Below are 19,007 nucleotides of genomic sequence, written 5' to 3'. Positions count from 1 at the left end.
TCAGTTGACCGCGTCCACCTCCCCCGGAGCCAGCTCCACGTCGTACAGGAGCGGCTCGTCCGCGACCACGATGTGCCGGGCGCGTGAGGCGTGGCCGGGGGCCGTGGCGGCCAGCAGGTAGGCGCCCGCCGACGGGGCCGCCACGATGTACGAGCCGTCGGCCAGGGACGTCACGCGGTCCAACTGGCGGCCGCCCTTGGAGAGGAGCGTCAGGGTCGCGCCCGCCACCGGTTCGCCCTCCGTGGTGCGGATGAAACCGTGCACTACGGAGGCGATGTCCGATACGGAGGCCATGCCCGAGCCGTTGGACTCCACGCGTGCGTGGGGGACGGTTTCGGACGGGGCGGGCTCCGGCTCCCGTGGCTCCACCGCCAGGTGCGGCAGTCGCTTCTCCAGGCCTGCGGGGAGCCACCAGTTGGCGCGGCCGAGCAGATGCATCGCCGCCGGGACGAGGGCCGTACGCAGGATGAAGGCGTCCAGGGCCACCGCCGCGGCCAGGCCGATGCCCGCCATGGCGCCCTCCATGTCGCCGCTCAGGACGAACGCGGAGAAGACGCAGATCATGATCAGGGCCGCGCAGTTGATGACCCTGCTCGTCTCGGCGAGGCCCACCCGGACCGCGCGGGCGTTGTCCTTCGTATGCACCCATTCCTCGTGCATGCGGCTCACCAGGAACACCTGGTAGTCCATCGAGAGCCCGAAGAGCAGCGACAGCATGATGACGGGCAGGAACGCCGTGATCGGTCCCTCCTTGCCGACGCCGAGGATCTCCGTGCCCCAGCCCCACTGGAAGACCGCCACCAGTACGCCGAAGGACGCGGCCGCCGCGATCAGATTCATCAGGGCGGCCGTCAGGGGCACCACCAGGGAGCGGAACGCGATCAGCAGCAGGAGGAAGCCGAGCGCGATGATCGCTCCTACGAAGTAGGGCAGCCGGTCACCCGTCACCGCGGCGAAGTCCTTGAAGATGGCCGTCACGCCGCCGACGTGCGCCTCGACGCCGGCCTCCGGAATCACCTCTCCCCGTAGCCGGTCGATGAGCTGGTCCGTCTCCTCGGACTGGGGGGAGGTCGTGGGGACGACGTTGATGACCGAGATGCCCTCCGAGGGCGGTGCGGCGGCGACCTGGGCGACGCCCTCCGTGGCCCGGATGCTCTCCACCAGGCCCGCGGTGTCGCCTTGTTCGGCCACTACTTGGAGCGGGCCGTTGAATCCCGGACCGAAGCCCTCGGCCAGCATGTCGTACGCCTGCCGGGTCGTCGTCGACTCCTGGTGATTGCCCTGGTCGGTCGCGCCGAGCCGCAGGGAGAGCAGCGGCAGGGCGAGGAAGGCCATCACTACGAAGGCGAGTGCCGCGATCGAACGCGGCCTCTTCTGTACGTACGTCGACCAGCGCGCCGCGAGGCCGCTCGACTCGGCGGGCTCGGGCCCCGTCGCCGCGAGTCGGCGCCGCTGCCTGCGGCTGAGCACCCGGGGGCCGAGCAGCCCGAGGAGCGCGGGCAGCAGGGTGATCGCCGCGAGGACGCTCAGGATCACCGTCAGGGAGGCCGCGATGACCACGCCGTCCAGGAAGCGCATGTTCATCACCAGCATCCCGGCGAGCGCGATGCACACCGTGCCGCCCGCGAACAGCACGGCGCGGCCGGAGGTGTTCAGCGCCTGCACCGCCGCCTCCCGCGGCTCCATGCCGCGCAGGATGCCGCGCCGGTGCCGGGTCACGATGAAGAGCGCGTAGTCGATGCCCACGCCCAGGCCGATCAGGGAGCCGAGCAGCGGGGCCACTTCGGGGATGTCCGTGACATGGCTGAGCAGCATCGTCGAGAGCATGCCCAGGCCCACTCCGAAGACGGCGATGACGATCGGCAGGACCATCGCGAAGAGCGAACCGAAGGCGAGGAAGAGCACGACCGCGGCGGCCGCGATGCCGACTAGTTCGGAGGTGCCGGTGGGCGGCTCCTGGATGCGGGTGATCGCCTGGCCGCCCAGTTCGACCTGGAGGCCGTCGCGTTCGGCGTTCTGAGCCGCGTCCACGACGCCCTGGACGAGGTCCTTGGGGACGGAGTTCGCCTGCTCGGTGAAGGTCACCTGGGCGTAGGCGATCCGCCCGTTCTCGCTGATCTGGGCGGCGCCCGCCTCCTTGGAGGCGTACGGGCCCACGACCTCGCCGACGCCCTTCATGCCGGCGATGTCCTTCAGCGCGGGCTCGATCCGGGAACGTACGCCCTCGTCGCGCACCGACGCGCCCTCGTCGACGCGCCACACCACCGTGTCGGTGTCCCCGGAACGCTCCGGGAACGCCTTCGTCATCAGGTCGTACGCGTGCGTGGAGTCCGTGTCCGGCAGCGAGAACACATTCGAATACTCGGTGCCCGCGGAGGTTCCCGCCACCCCCAGGCCGAACAGGGCACCCACCCACAGCACAAGGACCACCAGGCGGTGCGCATAGCACCACCGCGCCAATGCCGTCACGATCCGTTCCTCCTCCGTGTCGCCGAGTCCCCCAGGTCCGTCCCTCGTCGGACCTCAGCATCGGCGGCACGGCGGCCCTGCGGCGGGGCGCGGCCATGATTCTCAAGTAACTCCAAGGCACGGACCGGGACTTCGTACACCGTCCGCGCCGATACTGAGGGTATGAGCCACGCCGAAGGCCGCCGGGGAACAGATGTCGGAGCGGCGCGGGGTGCGTCGCCCGGTGCATCGCCCGGTGCATCGCCCGGTGCATCGCCCGGTGCATCGCCCGGTGCATCGCCGGGTGCGTCGCCCGGTGCATCGCCGGGTGCGTCGCCCGGTGCCGGAGCGACCGTCCTCGTCGTCGAGGACGAGCCGAGCATCGCCGACGTGCTCGCCATCGCCCTGCGCTACCACCGCTTCGACGTGATGGTGGCCGGCACGGTGCGCGAGGCCCTCGCGCTCGACGGGCGCACCCGGCCCGACGTGGCGCTCCTGGACGTGATGCTGCCGGACGGCGACGGGCGCGCCCTGGGCAGGGAACTGCGCGCCCGGCGCCCCGAACTGGCCCTGGTGTTCCTGACCGCGCGGGACGCGCCGTCGGAGGTCGTGGGCGCGCTCGGCTTCGGCGACGACTACATCACCAAGCCGTTCAACATCGACGAGGTCGTCGCCCGAATCGGGGCGGTCCTACGCCGCACCAGGGCGGGCGACGTGCTCCCCCAGCGCCCGCCGCTGCGCTACGGAGACCTCGAACTGGACGACTCGACGTACGTGGTGCGCCGCGCGGACCGCACGGCGCAGCTCACGCCGACCGAGTACGCCCTGCTGCGCTTCCTGGTGCGCAACGCGGGACGGGTCGTGCCCAAGGAGCAGCTGCTGCGCCATGTGTGGAGCTACGAGCACACAGCGGAGTCGACCGTCGTCGAGACCTACATCAGCTATCTGCGGCGCAAACTGGCCGCCATCGGCCCACCGGTGATCACGACCCGGCGGGGCGTCGGATACGGCCTCGCATGAGGCGTGCGCACCGCGGCATGCGCTCGCTGCGCGCCAAGCTCACCTGGGTCAACGTGGCGCTGCTCGCCCTCGGCATCGTCACCGCCACGGCCGTGAGCATCATGGGCATGCGGCACTTCCTGCTCGACAACATCGACGCGGAGCTGACCTCGTCGCGCGACTCGCTGCACCGCATGGGTCTCACCATGAAGCAGATCGAGTACATCAGCGCGCTCGGCATGGCGCTCGACAGCCTCTCCCCCGACGGCACCGAACGGGACGGGCTCCCGCGCGCGGACACGCTCATCGTCGCGATCGGCGCCTCCGGGAAGCCCGTTCCCATCGGCTCGCTCGAGCCGACGCCGCGCCAGCGCGCCCTGGCCTCCGCGGTGGACGACCCGGGCGCCCTGGTCAGCGCCTCGCAGCCGCGCGACGTCACCTTGGGCGGCGACCCGTACCGCACGGTGGGCGCGCGACTCGACGACGGCACGACCGTCCTGATGGCGACCTCTACGGAGAGCCTGCATTCGGGCATCAAGAAGGCGCTGAAGGTCGACGCCGCCTTCGGAGTGGTCCTGTTGGCGCTGCTGGCCGTCCTGACGATGATCTCCGCGCACCACCGTCTGCGCCCGCTGGAGGACATGGTCGAGACCGCGTCCGCGATCGCCGACGGCGACCTGACGCGGCGGGTGCCGTCGAGCCGCACCCCCGCGATGGAGACCGAGCAGCTGCGGCTCGCCCTCAACTCCATGCTGCACCAGGTCGAATCGGCCTTCGAGACCCGCGAACGCAGCTCGGCACAGCTGCGCCGCTTCGTCGCCGACGCCTCGCACGAGCTGCGTACGCCGCTGTCGGCGATCCGCGGCTATCTCCAGCTGTACGACAAGGGGATGCTCCGCGACCCGGCGGAACGCACGCGCGCGTGGGACCGCGTCAACGCGGAGGCCGACCGGATGGGCCGCCTCGTCGACGAACTCCTCACCCTGGCCCGCCTGGACCAGCGGCCGGAACTGGACTTCAGGAACGTCGACTTGAGCCGCCTGGTGCGGGACGCCGCCGACGATCTGCGGGTGCAGGAACCGGAGCGCCCGCTCACCGTCCGCGCCGAGGGCGCCCTGCTGATCCGCGCGGACGAGTCCGGGCTGCGCAAGGTGCTCGGCAACCTCCTGGGCAACGTACGCGTCCACACCCCCTCCGACGCGCCGGTCACGCTGGGCCTGGAGCGGGCGGACGGGCTTGTGCGGCTGCGCGTGGAGGACCGGGGCCCCGGCCTCGCGGAGGAGGACGCGGCCCGCATCTTCGACCGCTTCTTCCGCGCGGGCGGCGGCGCGGGCAGCGGCCTGGGCATGGCGATCGTGCAGGGGGTCGTCACCGCGCACGGAGGCCAGGTCGCCGTGGAGACGACTCCGGGCAAGGGGCTCACGGTGACGGTCACGCTGCCTGCGCAGAGCCCGGGTTGACGCTTGGCCAGTACGCGGGGGCGGCCAGTACGCGGTGGCGGCCAGTACGCGGTGGCTACCCGCCCGCCATCAGGCCCACCCCGTATCGCCCGTGCCCCGCACGAGCGCCCACACCGTCTTGCCGTGTCTCCCCCGCTGCCAGACGCCCCACGCGTCGGCCAGGGCGTCAAGGAGCCTCAGGCCCCGGCCGTTCTCGTCCTCCCAGGAGCCCGAGCCCCGTAGCTCCGGGCCCAGAGGGCTTTCGTCGGAGACCTCGATGAAGCAGTCGCCGTCGGCGAGCACCGTGACCGCCACCTCGAACTCCCGCTCTAGGACCAGGCCGTGACAGACCGCGTTCGTCGCGAGTTCCGACACCAGGAGTACGACGTCATGGCGCGCCACGCTCTTCTCCGTATGCCCCCAGGCCGTCAAATGATCGCGAACGCGAATGCGAGCGAGCGCGACGGACGCCGGATGCGGTGGCAGCCGGAACGCGTGACGTCGTAACAAACTTCGGTCCCCCCGTCAGCCTCGAGCACACCAAAGCGCCGAGAACCGTACACACTTCCGACATCAGATGCTGCGCAGAGGAAGTGCCCGGTGTCACACCGTCACCGTGCGACCCCGCAGTATCCGGCCAAGTCCGAACCAAAGGGATCCGAATCGAACCAACAGCCGATTACGCCTGGCGGGAGGCCAGTTCCACGACCGTGATGTCGGACGGCGCCCCGACCCGCACAGGCGGCCCCCACGCGCCGGCGCCCCGCGTCACGTACAGCTGGGTGTCGCCGTACCGCTCAAGTCCGGCAAGCGTCGGATTGGCCAGGTCGGCGATGAAATTGCCTGGCCAGAGCTGTCCGCCGTGGGTGTGCCCGGAGAGCTGGAGGTCGACGCCGTGCTTGACCGCGTCGTGGATGACGACCGGCTGATGGGCGAGGAGCACGGACGCCCGTGACCGGTCACGGTCGCCCAGCGCCTTGGCGAAGTCGGGCCCGTGCCCCTCGCTCTCGCCCGCCACGTCGTCCACGCCCGCGAGGTCGAACGCGGGCAGTTCGGTGCGCGCGTTCTCCAGTGGGTGCAGGCCGAGTTCGCGTACGTGATCGACCCACTGCTCCGCTCCGGAGAAGTACTCGTGGTTGCCGGTGACGAAGTAACTCCCGTGCCGGGCCCGGAGCTGTGCGAGCGGCGCCGCCGCGGGTCCGAGGTTCTCGACATCGCCGTCGACGAGGTCACCGACGACGGCGATGAGGTCGGGCTGCGTGCCGTTGATCGTGTCGACCACGCGCTGGGTGAAGCCGCGTCCGAGGATCGGCCCCAGGTGGATGTCGCTGACCACGGCGATCCGGAACCCGTGCGCCCCGCGCGGCAGCCTGGCCAGCGGCACGGTGACGCGCTTCACGCGAGGGCCGCGCAGCACGCCGTACGTCCCGTAGCCCACCGTTCCGACGGCGAAGGCTGCGGCGGTCCCGCCGACGATCCGGGAGACGAAGAGGCGGCGCGAGGGAGTGGGAGCGGGAGTGGCCGGTTTCCGCGGCGCTTCCTCGGCGGCGACGGAGGCGACGGAGGCGACGGGGGCGTCATCAGCCGAAGCCGGGTCCTCCGTAGGAGTGGCCTCCGAAAGCGACGTCTCCGTGGGAGTGGCTTCCGAAGGCGACCTCTCCGTAGGAGTCGTCTGCGAACGTCGCTCCGGCAGCAGCCTCAGCAGGACAGGGCGTACGAGCTCCCCCGCGAGCAGTGCGAGCACCAGGTAGATCGACAGGGCCATCCACATGAAGCCCGGCCAGGCGAGCACCTTCTGCAGCCAGAACGGCGCACCGGCCCGCTCGCTGCCGACCGCCGCGAACATCAGCAGCGGCCCCGCCACGAAGACCACCACCCCGGCCCGCCGCACGAACCCGGGCCGCGCCGTCGTGTCCCGCACAAGGCGGCGCCACGCGTACCACTGCAGCCCGGCGAAGGCCGCGAGCACGGCGACGCCGATGAGCACGAAGAGAACGATCACTGCTATGACGTACGGCGCAGAGCCCGCACTCCACGCAACCCGATGGTCCCTACCACCGTCCCCAAGACAAAGGAGGCGACGGCGAGCGTCAGGTGGACCCAGAAGTACGCGGTCGGGTCGCCGTCGTCGAAGGCGAGCCCGCTGCCGTCCTTCCACAGGTTCTTGACGAAAGTGATCCAGATGAACCAGCTCCACACGCCGAAGGCGAGCAGGAACCAGGAGACCGGGCGGCTGAGCTTCATACGTTCAGTATCGCGAGCCTCCCTTCCGCACCGCCTCCGGGGTCAGGAGCGCGACACACTGGCCACCTCGGCGGCGACTTCCACAGCGGCGCCCTGTACGTTCTCGTCCGTGCCTGCCGTAAAAAAGACCGCCTTGTTGGTCACTTCCGCCGCATTGTTGACCTTTTCGACCGCAGCGCCCGCACTGGCGGACGGCAAGCCGGGAGACGACAAGAAGCCGAAACCGCCCTCCTCCATGTCGACGGTCGGCGGCGCCAAGCTCGGCGAGGCAGGCACCCAGGTGAGCCTCAAGGCGGGCGCGCCCGTGCTCCCCAAGGACCTGTCGGCACGCTCCTGGATCGTCTCGGACGCCGAGTCGGGTGACGTGCTCGCGTCGCACAACGCGCACTGGAAGCTGCCCCCGGCGAGCACCCTGAAGATGCTCTTCGCGGACACGGTCCTGCCGAAGTTCCCCAAGACGCAGAAGCACAAGGTCGAGCTCTCCGACCTGGCGGGCATCGGCGCGGGCAGCAGCATGGTCGGCGTCAAGGAGGACGAGACGTACACGGTCCACGACCTGTGGCTCGGCGTCTTCCTGCGGTCGGGCAACGACGCGGTGCACGTGCTGTCGGCGATGAACGGCGGCGTCGCGCAGACCGTCAAGGACATGCAGGCCCACGCCGAGGAACTGCAGGCCCTGGACACCAACGTGGTCAGTCCGGACGGCTACGACGCGAACAAGCAGGTCTCCTCCGCGTACGACCTGACGCTGTTCGCCCGCTCCGGGCTGCAGAAGAAGGACTTCCGCGAGTACTGCTCGACGGCCACCGCCAAGTTCCCCGGCGAGACCAAGAAGGTCACGAAGGGCAAGGACAAGGGCAAGAAGAAGCGCGATTCCTTCGAGATCCAGAACACCAACCGACTCCTTACAGGAGACGTCGGTCTCGATCCCTACAAGGGCATCGCGGGCGTCAAGAACGGCAGCACCACGAACGCCGGCACCACCTTCACCGGCGTCGCCGAGCGCGACGGCAAGGTGCTGCTCGTCACCGTCATGAACCCTGACTCCGGGGAGCAGCACGCCGTCTACAAGGAGACGGAACGCCTTCTGGACTGGGGCTTCCAGGCCTCGGGCAAGGTCGACCCGGTGGGCGAGCTGGTCCCCCCGAAGGGTGCCGCCACGGGCAGCGGCAAGGGCGCTCCGGGCGCGGGCAAGGGCAAGTCGGATTCGGCCAAGAACGTGGCGCACGCCTCCGAGAAGGACTCGGGCGGCGGCGTCGGCGTCGCGCTCGGCGTCGTGGGCGGTGTGCTGGTGCTTCTGGCCGCCGGGTGGTTCGTGATCAGCCGCCGGCTGCCGCTGCCGGACCTGGTGCGCCGGAAGGACCGTCACTGACGTCTTCGACGTCTTCGATGTCTTCGATGTCTTCGATGTCTTCGATGTCTTCGATGTCTTCGGGGGAAGCCTCGTCGTCCTGGCCGTCTTCTTCTCGCTCTTCCTGCTCTAGCTCTTCCTGCTCTTCCTGCTCTTCCTGCTCTTCCTGTGTACGTTCCGGCTGCTCTGTCGCCGTCCAGGCGGCGCAGAACAGCAGGAGTTTCGCGGTGAAGTTGATCCACAGGAGCAGGGCGACGGGCACTCCGAAGGCGCCGTACATGCTCCGCGCGGCGACGCCCTTCATGTAGCCGCCGAGCAGCAGCTTGAGCAGTTCGAACCCGGCGGCGCCCATCAGCGCCGCGATGATCAGCAGCCGGCGCGGCGGCTGGACGCCGGGCAGCAGCGTCAGGACGTACAGCAGGAGCAGGAAGTCCGCGAGGACGGCGACGGCGAACGCGACCCCCTGGAGCAGCACACCGCCCCAGCCGTCCCGGGAGACGCCCAGGAGGTCGGCGCTCCAGCCGAGGGCGGTCGACGCGAGGGTGGAGGCGGCGACGGAGGCGAGCCCGGCGCCACCGAGGCCGATGAGCACCCCGGTGTCCTTGAGCTTGCGCAGGACGGGGTTCTCGTCCGCGTCCTCCAGCTCCCAGACGGCCCGCAGGCACTCCCTTATCGAGCCGACCCAGCCGATGCCGGTGAAGAGCAGGACGGCGCCCGCGACGAGTCCGATGGTGCCCGCGTTGTCGACCAGGGCGTTCAGGTTCAGCTGGTCGGAGATGCCGGGGACCTGCTCGGCGATCTTGTCCTCGAGCTCCCGCTGCCGGCTGCTGGAGAGCGTCGCGGCGGCGATCGCGGCGGCGACCGTGATCAGCGGGAAGAGCGCGAGGAAGCTGATGAACGTCATGGCGGCGGCGAGCCGGGTCCAGTGCACGCGGTCGAGCCGCTCGTACGCGCTCCACGCGCGCGTGCGCATCGCGCGCTCCACCAGGGGCCCGATTCCGGGGAGCTTTTTCAGCCAGTCCATGACGCCTCCCTGCCCGCTGTGCGGAAGACCAAGGTCCGGGTACCCCAAAAACGCAGAACAGTGGCGAGCGCCATACCGATTCCGGCTCCGGAGACGGTGTCCGCGCGCTGCGAGGTGAGGCCGAGGCCGTAGTGGGACACCGCGATGCACAGCAACTGCACGACGGCGCCCGCGATGTTGACGGCGAAGAAGATCCCGTACTGGCGCAGGCGCGACACCCGGGCCTGCTCGCGCCGGTAGGTGCCGAGCGCGTTGCCCGCGTACGCGACGGTGCAACCGGCCACGAAGGACAGCGCCTTGGCGGTCAGCGGGTCCAGGCCGACGGGGCCGCGCAGCCAGATGAAGAGGCCGAGGTCGGCGGCGTACGCGCAGATCCCGGCGGCGGCGAAGCCGAGCAGTTCGGGGCCCATGGCCCGCAGCCGCTCCCTGAGTGCGCTCACCACGCTCACCAGTCGGCGACCGCGAGTCCGTACATCGCCAGCCACACCACGCCGATGACGGCGAGCGCCCGGTCGCGCAGGACGACGTCCTCGGGCTCGCCCGCGGTGCCCCGGTCGGCGAACACGGCGTACCGCAGGACCGCGAGGACGAAGGCGGCCATCGACAGCTGCCGCCAGGGCAGCAGGCTGCCGTTGGCGGTGCCGCCGCTCTCCATGGCCCACAGGCAGTAGGCGAGGACGGCGACCCCGGCGGCCAGCTGCCACACGAAGCGCAGGTACCCGGTGGTGTATTCGGTGAGCAACGCGCGCGTGGCGCCCAGTTTCTCGGCGCTCGCGGACATCTGGACGGCTTCGGAGTAGCGCTTGGCGGAGACCATGAAGAGCGCGCCGAAGCCGGTGGTGATGAGGAACCAGCGCGAGAGCGGGATGCCGAGGGCGAGCCCGCCGATCATGGCGCGCATCAGGAAGCCCGTGGTGACGACGGCGAGATCGACGACGAGCACGTGCTTGAGGCTGACGCAGTAGGCGAGTTGCATCACTACGTAGGCGGCGAGCAGCACAGCGGTCAGCGGTGTGCAGAGCGCGGCGGCGGTCGTGGGCGCGAGGACGGCGAGCAGTCCCCCGACCGCGTAGGCGACGGGTACCGGGACCTGCCCGGCCGCGACCGGTCTGCGGCACTTGGTGGGGTGGGCGCGGTCGGCGTCGGCGTCGCGTGCGTCGTTGATGAGGTAGACGGCGGACGCGGCGGCCGTGAACAGCACGAAGACGATGGCGAGTTGGCTGAGCGAGTGGCGCGAGAAGAGTTCGCCCGCCGCGGCGGGGGCCGCGACGACCAGGACGTTCTTCACCCACTGGCGGGGGCGCGCGGTCTTCAGGAGGCCGAGCGGCAGGGTGAGCGGTCGGGGGCCCGACGGCTGGGGCGGGCCGGGGCGTTCGAGCAGGGCGGCGCGTTCAGGCATCGCTGCGGCCCCCGTTCATCCAGGCGGCGCCCACGCGCGCGGTGAGGGCGCCGAGGGCCGCTCCCGCGGCCACGTCGCTCGGGTAGTGGACGCCGACGACCATCCGGGAGACGCACATCGCGGCGGCGACCGGCGGCACGAATCGGGCGCCCACGGGGCTCAGCGCGCCGTACGCGACGGTCGCGGCGGCGGCCGAAGTGGCGTGCGAGCTGGGGAAGGAGTGCCGTCCCGCGGTCCTGACGAGGGGCGCCACTCCCGTGTCCGCGCCGGGCCGCGGGCGCCGTACGACGCGTTTGACGCCCATGCTGGCCAGGTGTGCCGCCGCGGTGAGCGCCGTGCCGCGCAGCCACGCGCCGCGTCGCTCGCGGTCGACGGCGGCGCCCGCGAGGCCCGCGACGAGCCAGAGGGCGCCGTGCTCGCCGGTCCAGGAGAGAGCGCGCGCGGCGGCGGCCACGCGCGTGTCGGAGCCGCAGTCGCGCAGGGCCGACAGCAGCCGATGGTCCATGTCGTGCATGTGGCCTCCTTTTCCGGGGACTTCAGGGACTCCGGGAACCTCGCCTCCCGACTCTTCTAGTCGACCTCTCAATATTTACGTCAATATCGGACGACACTCCATCAATCACCCATTTCGGTGAGAGCTCAGACGATTCAGGACAAACTACCCATGCACGGGCGATACGGTCGCTCCCATGCCTGCCGACTCCGCATCCGCTTCCGTGACGACGTCCGAGGCTGTGTCCGTGTCCGGCTGGGGGCGCACCGCCCCCACCACCGCCCGGCTGATCCGCCCCCGTTCGCCCGAGGAGGCCGTCGCGGCCCTCCGCGCGTGCGGGGAGCGCGGCGGCATCGCCAGGGGCCTGGGACGGGCCTACGGGGACGCCGCGCAGAACGCGGGCGGCGCGGTCATCGACATGACCGGCATGGACCGCGTGCACGCCATCGACGCCGACGCGGGCACCGTCCTGTGCGACGCCGGCGTCTCACTGCACCGCCTGATGGAAGTCCTGCTCCCGCTCGGCTGGTTCGTGCCGGTGACCCCGGGGACCCGGTACGTGACGGTCGGCGGCGCGATCGGCGCGGACATCCACGGCAAGAACCACCACGGCTCCGGTTCGTTCTCGCGCCATGTCAACGCCGTCGAGCTGCTCACCGCCGACGGCACGGTGCGGTCCTTCGAGCGCGGCACCGCCCTGTTCGACGCGACGGCGGGCGGCATGGGCCTGACCGGCGTGATCCTCGCGGCGACCCTCCAACTGCAGCCGGTCGAGACCTCCTTGATGACGGTGGACACGGAACGCGCCGCCGACCTGGACGACTTGATGGCCCGCCTCACCGCCACCGACCACCGCTACCGCTACTCGGTCGCCTGGATCGACCTCCTCGCGCGCGGGAAGGCGATGGGCCGCTCGGTGCTCACGCGCGGCGACCACGCCCCCCTGGAGGCCCTTCCGGCACGCGCGCGTAGAGCCCCGCTGACGTTCCGCCCGGGCCAACTGCCGCCCGCCCCGCGCTTCCTGCCCGAAGGGCTCCTCGGCCGGAAGTCGGTGGGCCTGTTCAACGAGCTCTGGTACCGCAAGGCGCCCCGCTCCCGGACGGGCGAACTGCAGAAGATCTCCACGTTCTTCCACCCCTTGGACGGCGTCCCGCACTGGAACCGCGTCTACGGACGCAGCGGTTTCGTGCAGTACCAATTCGTCGTCGGATACGGCAAGGAAGAAGCCCTGCGGCGCATCGTGCGGCGCATCTCGGAGCGCGGCTGCCCGTCCTTCCTCGCCGTACTGAAGCGCTTCGGAGAGGGCGATCCGGGCTGGCTCTCCTTCCCGATGCCCGGCTGGACGCTGGCCCTGGACATCCCGGCGAACCTGCCGGGCCTCGGCGCCTTCCTCGACGATCTCGACGAGGAAGTAGCCACCTCCGAAGGCCGCGTCTACCTGGCCAAGGATTCCCGCCTGCGGCCCGAGATGCTCGCCGCGATGTATCCCCGGCTCGACGACTTCCGCGCGCTGCGGGCCGATCTCGACCCGCGCGGCCTGTTCCGCTCGGACCTCTCGCGCCGCCTCGCCCTCTAGTACCTCCAGGAGTTGGTCCCATGAAGGACGCTTTCGGCACCCCCCAGTCGCTGCTCGTGCTCGGCGGCACCTCCGAGATCGGCCTCGCCACCGCCCGCCGTCTGGTCGCGCGGCGCACCCGCACGGTGTGGCTCGCGGGAAGGCCGTCCCCGGGCCTGGAGAAGGCCGCTGCGGGCCTGCGCGACATGGGCGCGGACGTCCGCACCGTCGCCTTCGACGCGCTCGACTCCGAGTCCCACGAGAACACCCTCGGCAAGATCTTCGCCGAGGGCGACATCGACATGGTCCTGCTCGCGTTCGGCATCCTCGGCGACCAGGCGCGCGACGAGGACGAGCCGCTGTCGGCGGTGCGTGTCGCGCAGACCAACTACACCGGGGCGGTCTCGGCGGGCCTGGTGTGCGCACGGGCGCTGCAGTCGCAGGGGCACGGCTCCCTGGTGGTCCTCTCGTCCGTGGCGGGCGAGCGGGCGCGGCGCTCCAACTTCATCTACGGCTCGAGCAAGGCGGGCCTCGACGCCTTCGCCCAGGGCCTGGGCGACGCGCTGCACGGAACGGGCGTGCACGTGATGGTCGTACGCCCCGGCTTCGTACGTTCGAAGATGACGGCGGGCCTCGAGGAGGCCCCGATGGCGACCACTCCGGAGGCGGTCGCCGAAGCCATCGAGACGGGTCTGCGCAGGCGCTCGGAGACGGTGTGGGTGCCCGGGGCGCTGCGGGTGGTCATGTCGGCGCTGCGGCACGTGCCGCGGACGGTGTTCCGGCGGCTGCCGGTGTGAGGTCCCGCGTGATCAGCGCTCCAGGCTGACGACGACCGCCTTCGACAAGGGGTTGCCGGTCTGGTTGACCTGGACGTGGCCCACGGCGAGGACGGTGTCCGTACCCGGCACCGGGACGATGCTCTTCGGCCAGAACTTCTGCTGGGACTGGCGGGTCACGCCGCCCGTGTTCGGCAGGCGCGGTGTCTTGATCCTGGTGCAGGTGCCGTCCTGGGTGACATGCCAATTGTGCTCCAGGAAGAGGCCGTCGTCGCCGTCGCGGGCCAGCGGCTGCACACTGGGGCACGCTCCCTGGAAGTTGAGGTTGCCCTCCGCCCAGCGGCTGCCGTCCCAGACAAGTCCGATGCCCTTGGCGGGCGGCTCCGGGTGGTCTTCCGTGTTGAAGGCCGCATAGGAGTGGTGGCCCGACGTGTAGGCGTACTCCTTGGAGAGCGCGTTGACCTTCAGGAGATCGGCCCTCGCCTTGGCCGGAACGGGGTCGGGATAGCTGTACGTCGGGGTCTCGACGAGCTTCCAGGCGGTCCCGTCGAAGTGCATCGCGGCGGGCTGCGACTCCTCCACGCCCTCTCCGGTGCCAGGACCGCTCTCACGGTGGCCGACCGCCCAGACGTCGTCCCCGGAGGTGCCGGACAGGTCGGCGACCTCGGCGGGCATGGGCGTCGGCGTCCACCGCGCGCCGTCCCAGTGGGTGACGTCTCCGTCACCTTCGAGGACCCATACGTCGTCGGGTGCGATGACCTCGACGTCGGTGATCGCTCCGGTGGGGCCCTCCTTGACCGGGCCCCAGCGCTCGCCGTCCCAGAGGGCGTACCGCGGGTTCTCCGGGGCCGTCATGGTGTACTCCATGGTGTTCAGCCAGATGCCCGCCGACCCCAGGGACTCCATCCGGGACACGACGACGTCTCCGGAGAGAGGCATCGGCCGCCGCTTCCACTCCTTGCCGTCGTAGTGCAGCAGATACTGCTCGTCGGCCGTGGGTCCGTCGTCGGAGGCCTGGTCCGCCGGAGTGTCCGAGCCCATCGCCCAGATGTCGTCGGGCGCCATGGCGGCCATGTCCGTCAGCGCACCGGACTTCTCACCGATGAGGTCGTACGTCCAGGAGAGCCTGCCTCCGGAGGAGCTCGCGGAAGGGCCGCTCTCCTTGCCGAGGTTCTTGCCGCCGGGTGTGTCCGTGCCGCATCCGGTCACCACGAAGGCGGCCGTCAGGACGAAGATCGTGGTGCGGCGCATGGCGGGTCCCCCAGCTCGGCGGCCGGCCCTCCAGCCGATCAGCGAGCGGGCAGCGTACCGTGCGCGGCCGGGGCCGCGGCCTGCGGAGGCACGACCGGGCCGCCCCCTCCGAAGGAGAACTCGCGCAGCTTGCGCCACACTCCGTCGGCGCCCTGCTCGTAGAGCGCGAATCCGGTGCAGGGCCACGCGGCCTCGTAGTCCGCGAGCTCCTCGTAGGCCCGGTCCATGGCCTCTTCGGAGATGCCGTGCGCCACCGTGACGTGCGGGTGGTACGGGAAGTGCAGCTCGCGCTCGATGGGCCCGGAGGCGTCCCTGACCCGCTCCTGGAGCCAGCCGCAGGCCGAGCCGCCCGCCACCACCTGGATGAAGACGACGGGCGACAGCGGACGGAACGTACCCGTCCCGGAGAGCCGCATCGGGAAGGGGCGCCCGGCGGCCGCGACGGCCACCAGGTGCGCCTCGACAGCGGGCAGCGCCGAGGCGTCCACCTCGGTCGGCGGGAGCAATGTGACGTGGGTGGGAATGCCGTGCGCCGCGGGGTCCCCGAAGCCCGCGCGCCGCTCCTGGAGCAGGCTGCCGTGTGGCTCCGGAACCGCGATCGACACACCGATCGTTACGGTCCCCACGTCGTACTCCTGTCGGTCGGGTGGCGGGCAGAGGGCGCTGCTGTACCTGGCTCGGTACAGGGGGGTGGTGTGGCTCAGTGCTTGGCGGGCAGGAAGCCCACCTTGTCGTACGCCTGGGCGAGGGTCTCCGCGGCCACGGCACGCGCCTTCTCCGCGCCCTTGGCCAGGATCGAGTCCAGCGTCTCCGGGTCGTCCAGGTACGCCTGGGTGCGGTCCCGGAAGGGGGTCACGAACTCGACCATGACCTCGGCGAGGTCGGTCTTCAGCGCACCGTAGCCCTTGCCGACGTACTTCTGCTCCAGTTCCGGAATTCCGGTGCCGGTGAGCGTCGAGTAGATGGTGAGGAGGTTGCTGACACCGGGCTTGTTCTCGGTGTCGTACCGCACAACCGTGTCCGTGTCGGTGACCGCGCTCTTGACCTTCTTGGCGGTGACCTTGGGCTCGTCGAGGAGGTTGATCAGGCCCTTGGGAGTGGACGCCGACTTGCTCATCTTGATCGACGGGTCCTGAAGGTCGTAGATCTTCGCCGTCTCCTTGAGGATGTACGCCGCCGGAACGGTGAACGTCTCCCCGAAGCGGCCGTTGAAGCGCTCGGCCAGGTCACGGGTGAGCTCGATGTGCTGGCGCTGGTCCTCGCCGACCGGGACCTGGTTGGCCTGGTAGAGCAGGATGTCCGCGACCTGCAGGACCGGATACGTGAAGAGGCCCACGGAGGCGCGCTCCGCGCCCTGCTTGGCGGACTTGTCCTTGAACTGCGTCATGCGCGAGGCCTCGCCGAAACCGGTGAGGCAGTTCATGATCCAGGCGAGCTGCGCGTGCTCGGGGACATGGCTCTGGACGAAGAGGGTGCAGCGCTCGGGGTCGAGTCCCGCGGCAAGCAGCTGGGCGGCGGCGAGGCGGGTGTTGGCACGCAGCTCGGCCGGGTCCTGCGGCATCGTGATCGCGTGCAGGTCCACCACCATGTAGAAGGCGTCGTGGGACTCCTGCAGCGCCACCCACTGGCGGACCGCGCCGAGGTAGTTGCCGAGATGGAACGAGCCCGCGGTGGGCTGGATTCCGGAGAGCACGCGAGGACTGTCAGAGGCCATGGGGCTCATTCTCTCAGGTGTCTCTGATTGCTCGGAAACAGACGTGTGACGGGTGTGCCGCGATCGTGTGATGCGCCGCTTGCGTCTGTCGCTTCGATCTGGCCGTCGCGCATGCGGAACCGATCTGGTCCGGCCGGTGTATCAAGAGTGTGAGGGCACAGGGGGAGGTCCTGGAGGGGGGCCGCGTCGTCGACGAGGGTGCGGTGATCGCGCGTGTGCGCGCCGGGGAGGCGGAGGCGTACGCGGAGTTGGTGCGCGCCTTCACCGGGCTCGCGCTCAGGGCGGCCGTGGCTCTCGGGGCGGGAGCGGACGCGGAAGACGTGGTGCAGCAGGCCTTCTTCAAGGCGTACTGCTCCTTGGGGCGGTTCAGGGAGGGCTCGGCGTTCAAGCCGTGGCTCCTTTCGATCGTCGCCAATGAGACGAGGAACACAGTGCGTTCAGCCGTCCGGCAGCGCTCGCTCGTCGGACGGGAGGCCGCGCTGGCGGAGGCGGAGCCGCTGATACCGGAATCGGCGGACCCCGCGGTCGCGGCGCTGGAGGTGGAGCGCCGGGCGGCGCTGCTCGCCGCGCTCGAGCGGCTGAGCGAGGAGCACCGCCTGGCCGTCACCTACCGCTATCTCCTGGAGATGGACGAGGCGGAGACGGCCGAGGCGCTGGGCTGGCCGCGGGGCACGGTCAAATCCCGGCTGAACCGCGCGCTGCGGAAGCTGGAGCGGCTGTTGCCGCAGGCACCGGAAGGGCCGGAAGGAGGTGACGGGCATGAGTGAGCGGGATGAGCACGATGAGCGGGATGAGAGGGACGAGCAGGCCGGGTCGCGGGCCCGTCGGCTTCCTGAGGAACTGCGGGAGCTCGGCCGATCCCTCGACAGGGCGGGGGCCGGCGGCTCGTCGATGGCCGAGCGGGTCATCGCGCAGATCATCGCGGAATCGGTGCCGGTCCCGGTGGCCGAGCCTCCGGGGCGCCTGGACCGGCTGCGGCGGTGGCTGCGGGCGCGGTGGCGGATCTTGACGGCGGCACTGTGCGGGCTCCTGACGGCGGCGGTGCTGACACCGCCGGTGCCGGCGGCGGTCTTCGAGTGGTTCGACTTCGGCGGGGTCGAGGTGCGGTACGACCCGTCGGCGGCCCCGCCGACGGGGGCGGGCGTGCCGGGGTGCGGCGGTGCGATGACCTTGACCGAGGCCGAGCGCCGGGCCGGGTTCGCGCCCGTGGTTCCGGCCGTGCTCGGCGCACCGGACGCGGTGGCGGTGACGCTCGAGCCGGGGGCACGCGTCCTGGTCAGCCTGTGCTGGCGCGACGACGGCCGGACGATACGGCTTGACGAGTTCAGCGCCCGCCTCGACCCCGGCTTCGCCAAGACGGTGCGGGTGCCGCCGGACTGGGTCCAGGTGGGCCGTGGGACGGGGCTGTGGTTCCCGCGGCCCCATCGGCTCACGTTCTGGATGGTGGAGGGCGACGGCGAGCGGTGGGAGCGGTCCGAGCGGACGGCGGGGCCGACGCTGCTGTGGACGCACGGGGCGGATACGACACTGCGGCTCGAGGGCGTGGCGTCGAAGGAGCGGGCGCTGGAGATCGGGAAGTCGGTCGGGACGTCGGTTCGGATCGGTCCGGACGGATCGGGAACCTGAAGGGCTCGGGCGGTGTACCAAAAGTGACGCGGCACGGACGGGTCGTGCCGGCGAGCGGCTGGGGGATCGGACATGCGGACGGTAAGGGGAGTGTGCGGGTCGGCGACGGGGCTGGCGGCCGCGCTGGCGCTGGTGGTCCTCGGAGCACCACAGGCGGTGGCAGGCGGGCCCACGAGCGTCCTGCTGGTCTCGCCCGAGAGCGAGGAGAGCGCGGCGCTCACGATCGCCGATGCGGAGTACGGCCGGCTCGAGCACTGGCTCGGGGAGGCGCGTGCGGACATGGGGCGCCGTGAGCGGCCGCCGGGGCTCGATGTCGGGGACGGCAGCCGTCAGATCAATGTGACGTGGATGGCCCATGACGTGCGGCCGTGGCGGGTGGACCGGGTCTATCCCGCGGCGTCCGGCACCGGCAAGGACACGAAGAAGGGGGCCAAGGAGACCACCAGGGACGTGTGGGTGCACACGTCGACCGACCTCGACTCCATGACGGGGTACTGGCACAGGGCGAAGGAGCCCGCTCGTCTGACGGGGCTGCTCAAGAAGCTCGGGGTCATGGGCCAGAAGTCGGACGAAGGCCGCCCGGGGATAGCCCCTGCCCCCGCGTCCACCCCACCGCCCGCGCAGGCGGCTTCCGGGCGGACCGGCGGCTCGGCGGGCGAAGGGGGGACGGACTGGTGGTGGGCGATAC

The 19,007-nt window shown here is 70.9% G+C and carries 19 protein-coding genes; 8 read left to right on the top strand and 11 right to left on the bottom strand.

Going from position 1 to position 19,007, the window contains the following annotated elements:
* Positions 1 to 2,460 carry an MMPL family transporter gene (locus tag E2651_RS16320; RefSeq protein ID WP_135331881.1) on the bottom strand — a complete coding sequence of 820 codons (2,460 nt, stop codon included), beginning with the start codon at positions 2,458 to 2,460 and terminating at the stop codon, positions 1 to 3.
* Positions 2,461 to 2,631: 171 nt separating this feature from the next.
* Here E2651_RS16320 and E2651_RS16315 point away from each other — a divergent pair, with 171 nt between their 5' ends.
* Both E2651_RS16315 and E2651_RS16310 read left to right on the top strand, forming a co-directional pair.
* Entirely contained in the window at positions 2,632 to 3,468 is an 837-nt protein-coding gene (locus E2651_RS16315) for a response regulator transcription factor (protein WP_135331865.1), read from the top strand.
* Positions 3,465 to 4,907: a HAMP domain-containing sensor histidine kinase gene (locus tag E2651_RS16310; protein ID WP_135331864.1), complete on the top strand. Its 1,443-nt coding sequence runs from the start codon at positions 3,465 to 3,467 to the stop codon at positions 4,905 to 4,907. Before E2651_RS16315 ends, E2651_RS16310 begins: the two co-directional genes overlap by 4 nt.
* Before the next feature lie 69 nt (positions 4,908 to 4,976).
* On the opposite strand, the gene E2651_RS16305 is transcribed toward E2651_RS16310, so the two are convergent.
* From E2651_RS16305 to E2651_RS16295, 3 genes are all read right to left on the bottom strand, one after another.
* Positions 4,977 to 5,396, bottom strand: a complete 420-nt coding sequence (locus E2651_RS16305) for an ATP-binding protein (protein WP_135331863.1) — start codon at positions 5,394 to 5,396, stop codon at positions 4,977 to 4,979.
* A gap of 169 nt (positions 5,397 to 5,565) precedes the next feature.
* Positions 5,566 to 6,888, bottom strand: coding sequence for a metallophosphoesterase (locus E2651_RS16300; protein WP_135331862.1), 1,323 nt, complete (start codon positions 6,886 to 6,888; stop codon positions 5,566 to 5,568).
* A 2-nt stretch (positions 6,889 to 6,890) separates the two neighbouring features.
* Positions 6,891 to 7,130: a hypothetical protein gene (locus tag E2651_RS16295; protein WP_135331861.1), complete on the bottom strand. Its 240-nt coding sequence runs from the start codon at positions 7,128 to 7,130 to the stop codon at positions 6,891 to 6,893.
* 109 nt (positions 7,131 to 7,239) lie between these two features.
* Between E2651_RS16295 and E2651_RS16290 the strand changes: the two genes are divergently transcribed.
* The gene (locus E2651_RS16290; RefSeq protein ID WP_245238877.1) at positions 7,240 to 8,502 is read left to right on the top strand and encodes a D-alanyl-D-alanine carboxypeptidase; all 1,263 of its coding nucleotides are present in this window, start codon (positions 7,240 to 7,242) and stop codon (positions 8,500 to 8,502) included.
* On the opposite strand, the gene E2651_RS16285 is transcribed toward E2651_RS16290, so the two are convergent.
* The 4 genes from E2651_RS16285 to E2651_RS16270 are packed head-to-tail and all read right to left on the bottom strand — an operon-like array spanning position 8,450 to position 11,418.
* Positions 8,450 to 9,505 (bottom strand): YihY/virulence factor BrkB family protein, encoded by a 1,056-nt coding sequence (locus E2651_RS16285; RefSeq protein ID WP_135331859.1) that lies wholly within the window; start codon positions 9,503 to 9,505, stop codon positions 8,450 to 8,452. The two genes, E2651_RS16290 and E2651_RS16285, sit on opposite strands and share 53 nt — an antisense overlap.
* Positions 9,493 to 9,915, bottom strand: a complete 423-nt coding sequence (locus E2651_RS16280) for a GtrA family protein (RefSeq protein ID WP_135331880.1) — start codon at positions 9,913 to 9,915, stop codon at positions 9,493 to 9,495. Before E2651_RS16280 ends, E2651_RS16285 begins: the two co-directional genes overlap by 13 nt.
* Positions 9,916 to 9,950: 35 nt before the next feature.
* Positions 9,951 to 10,904 (bottom strand): decaprenyl-phosphate phosphoribosyltransferase, encoded by a 954-nt coding sequence (locus E2651_RS16275; RefSeq protein WP_135331858.1) that lies wholly within the window; start codon positions 10,902 to 10,904, stop codon positions 9,951 to 9,953.
* Positions 10,897 to 11,418: a phosphatase PAP2 family protein gene (locus tag E2651_RS16270; RefSeq protein ID WP_135331857.1), complete on the bottom strand. Its 522-nt coding sequence runs from the start codon at positions 11,416 to 11,418 to the stop codon at positions 10,897 to 10,899. The genes E2651_RS16275 and E2651_RS16270 overlap by 8 nt, the downstream gene beginning before the upstream one ends.
* A 175-nt stretch (positions 11,419 to 11,593) precedes the next feature.
* Here E2651_RS16270 and E2651_RS16265 point away from each other — a divergent pair, with 175 nt between their 5' ends.
* Together E2651_RS16265 and E2651_RS16260 are read left to right on the top strand one after the other, a co-directional pair.
* Positions 11,594 to 12,973: an FAD-binding oxidoreductase gene (locus tag E2651_RS16265; RefSeq protein WP_135331856.1), complete on the top strand. Its 1,380-nt coding sequence runs from the start codon at positions 11,594 to 11,596 to the stop codon at positions 12,971 to 12,973.
* Positions 12,974 to 12,993: 20 nt separating this feature from the next.
* Entirely contained in the window at positions 12,994 to 13,749 is a 756-nt protein-coding gene (locus E2651_RS16260; protein WP_135331855.1) for a decaprenylphospho-beta-D-erythro-pentofuranosid-2-ulose 2-reductase, read from the top strand.
* 12 nt (positions 13,750 to 13,761) lie between these two features.
* Here E2651_RS16260 and E2651_RS16255 read toward each other — a convergent pair whose 3' ends face one another.
* From E2651_RS16255 to trpS, 3 genes are all read right to left on the bottom strand, one after another.
* Complete coding sequence (locus tag E2651_RS16255; RefSeq protein WP_135331854.1) at positions 13,762 to 14,979, bottom strand: hypothetical protein; 1,218 nt, start codon at positions 14,977 to 14,979, stop codon at positions 13,762 to 13,764.
* Positions 14,980 to 15,017: 38 nt separating this feature from the next.
* Positions 15,018 to 15,605: a 2'-5' RNA ligase family protein gene (locus E2651_RS16250; protein WP_135331853.1), complete on the bottom strand. Its 588-nt coding sequence runs from the start codon at positions 15,603 to 15,605 to the stop codon at positions 15,018 to 15,020.
* A 74-nt stretch (positions 15,606 to 15,679) separates the two neighbouring features.
* Entirely contained in the window at positions 15,680 to 16,693 is a 1,014-nt protein-coding gene (trpS, locus tag E2651_RS16245) for a tryptophan--tRNA ligase (RefSeq protein ID WP_135331852.1), read from the bottom strand.
* A 149-nt stretch (positions 16,694 to 16,842) separates the two neighbouring features.
* Between trpS and E2651_RS16240 the strand changes: the two genes are divergently transcribed.
* From E2651_RS16240 to E2651_RS16230, 3 genes are all read left to right on the top strand, one after another.
* A complete protein-coding gene (locus E2651_RS16240; RefSeq protein ID WP_245238875.1) occupies positions 16,843 to 17,460 on the top strand; it encodes an RNA polymerase sigma factor in 618 nt (205 codons plus the stop codon).
* Positions 17,453 to 18,319 carry a hypothetical protein gene (locus E2651_RS16235; protein ID WP_135331851.1) on the top strand — a complete coding sequence of 289 codons (867 nt, stop codon included), beginning with the start codon at positions 17,453 to 17,455 and terminating at the stop codon, positions 18,317 to 18,319. The genes E2651_RS16240 and E2651_RS16235 overlap by 8 nt, the downstream gene beginning before the upstream one ends.
* A gap of 72 nt (positions 18,320 to 18,391) precedes the next feature.
* The coding region (locus E2651_RS16230) for a hypothetical protein (RefSeq protein ID WP_135331850.1) at positions 18,392 to 19,007 on the top strand (616 nt) is incomplete at its 3' end.

The organism is Streptomyces sp. MZ04 (assembly GCF_004684775.1).
Lineage (GTDB): Bacteria > Actinomycetota > Actinomycetes > Streptomycetales > Streptomycetaceae > Streptomyces.
The sequence above is the reverse complement of the archived record's forward strand: the minus strand, read 5'-3'. Positions and strand labels throughout refer to the sequence as shown.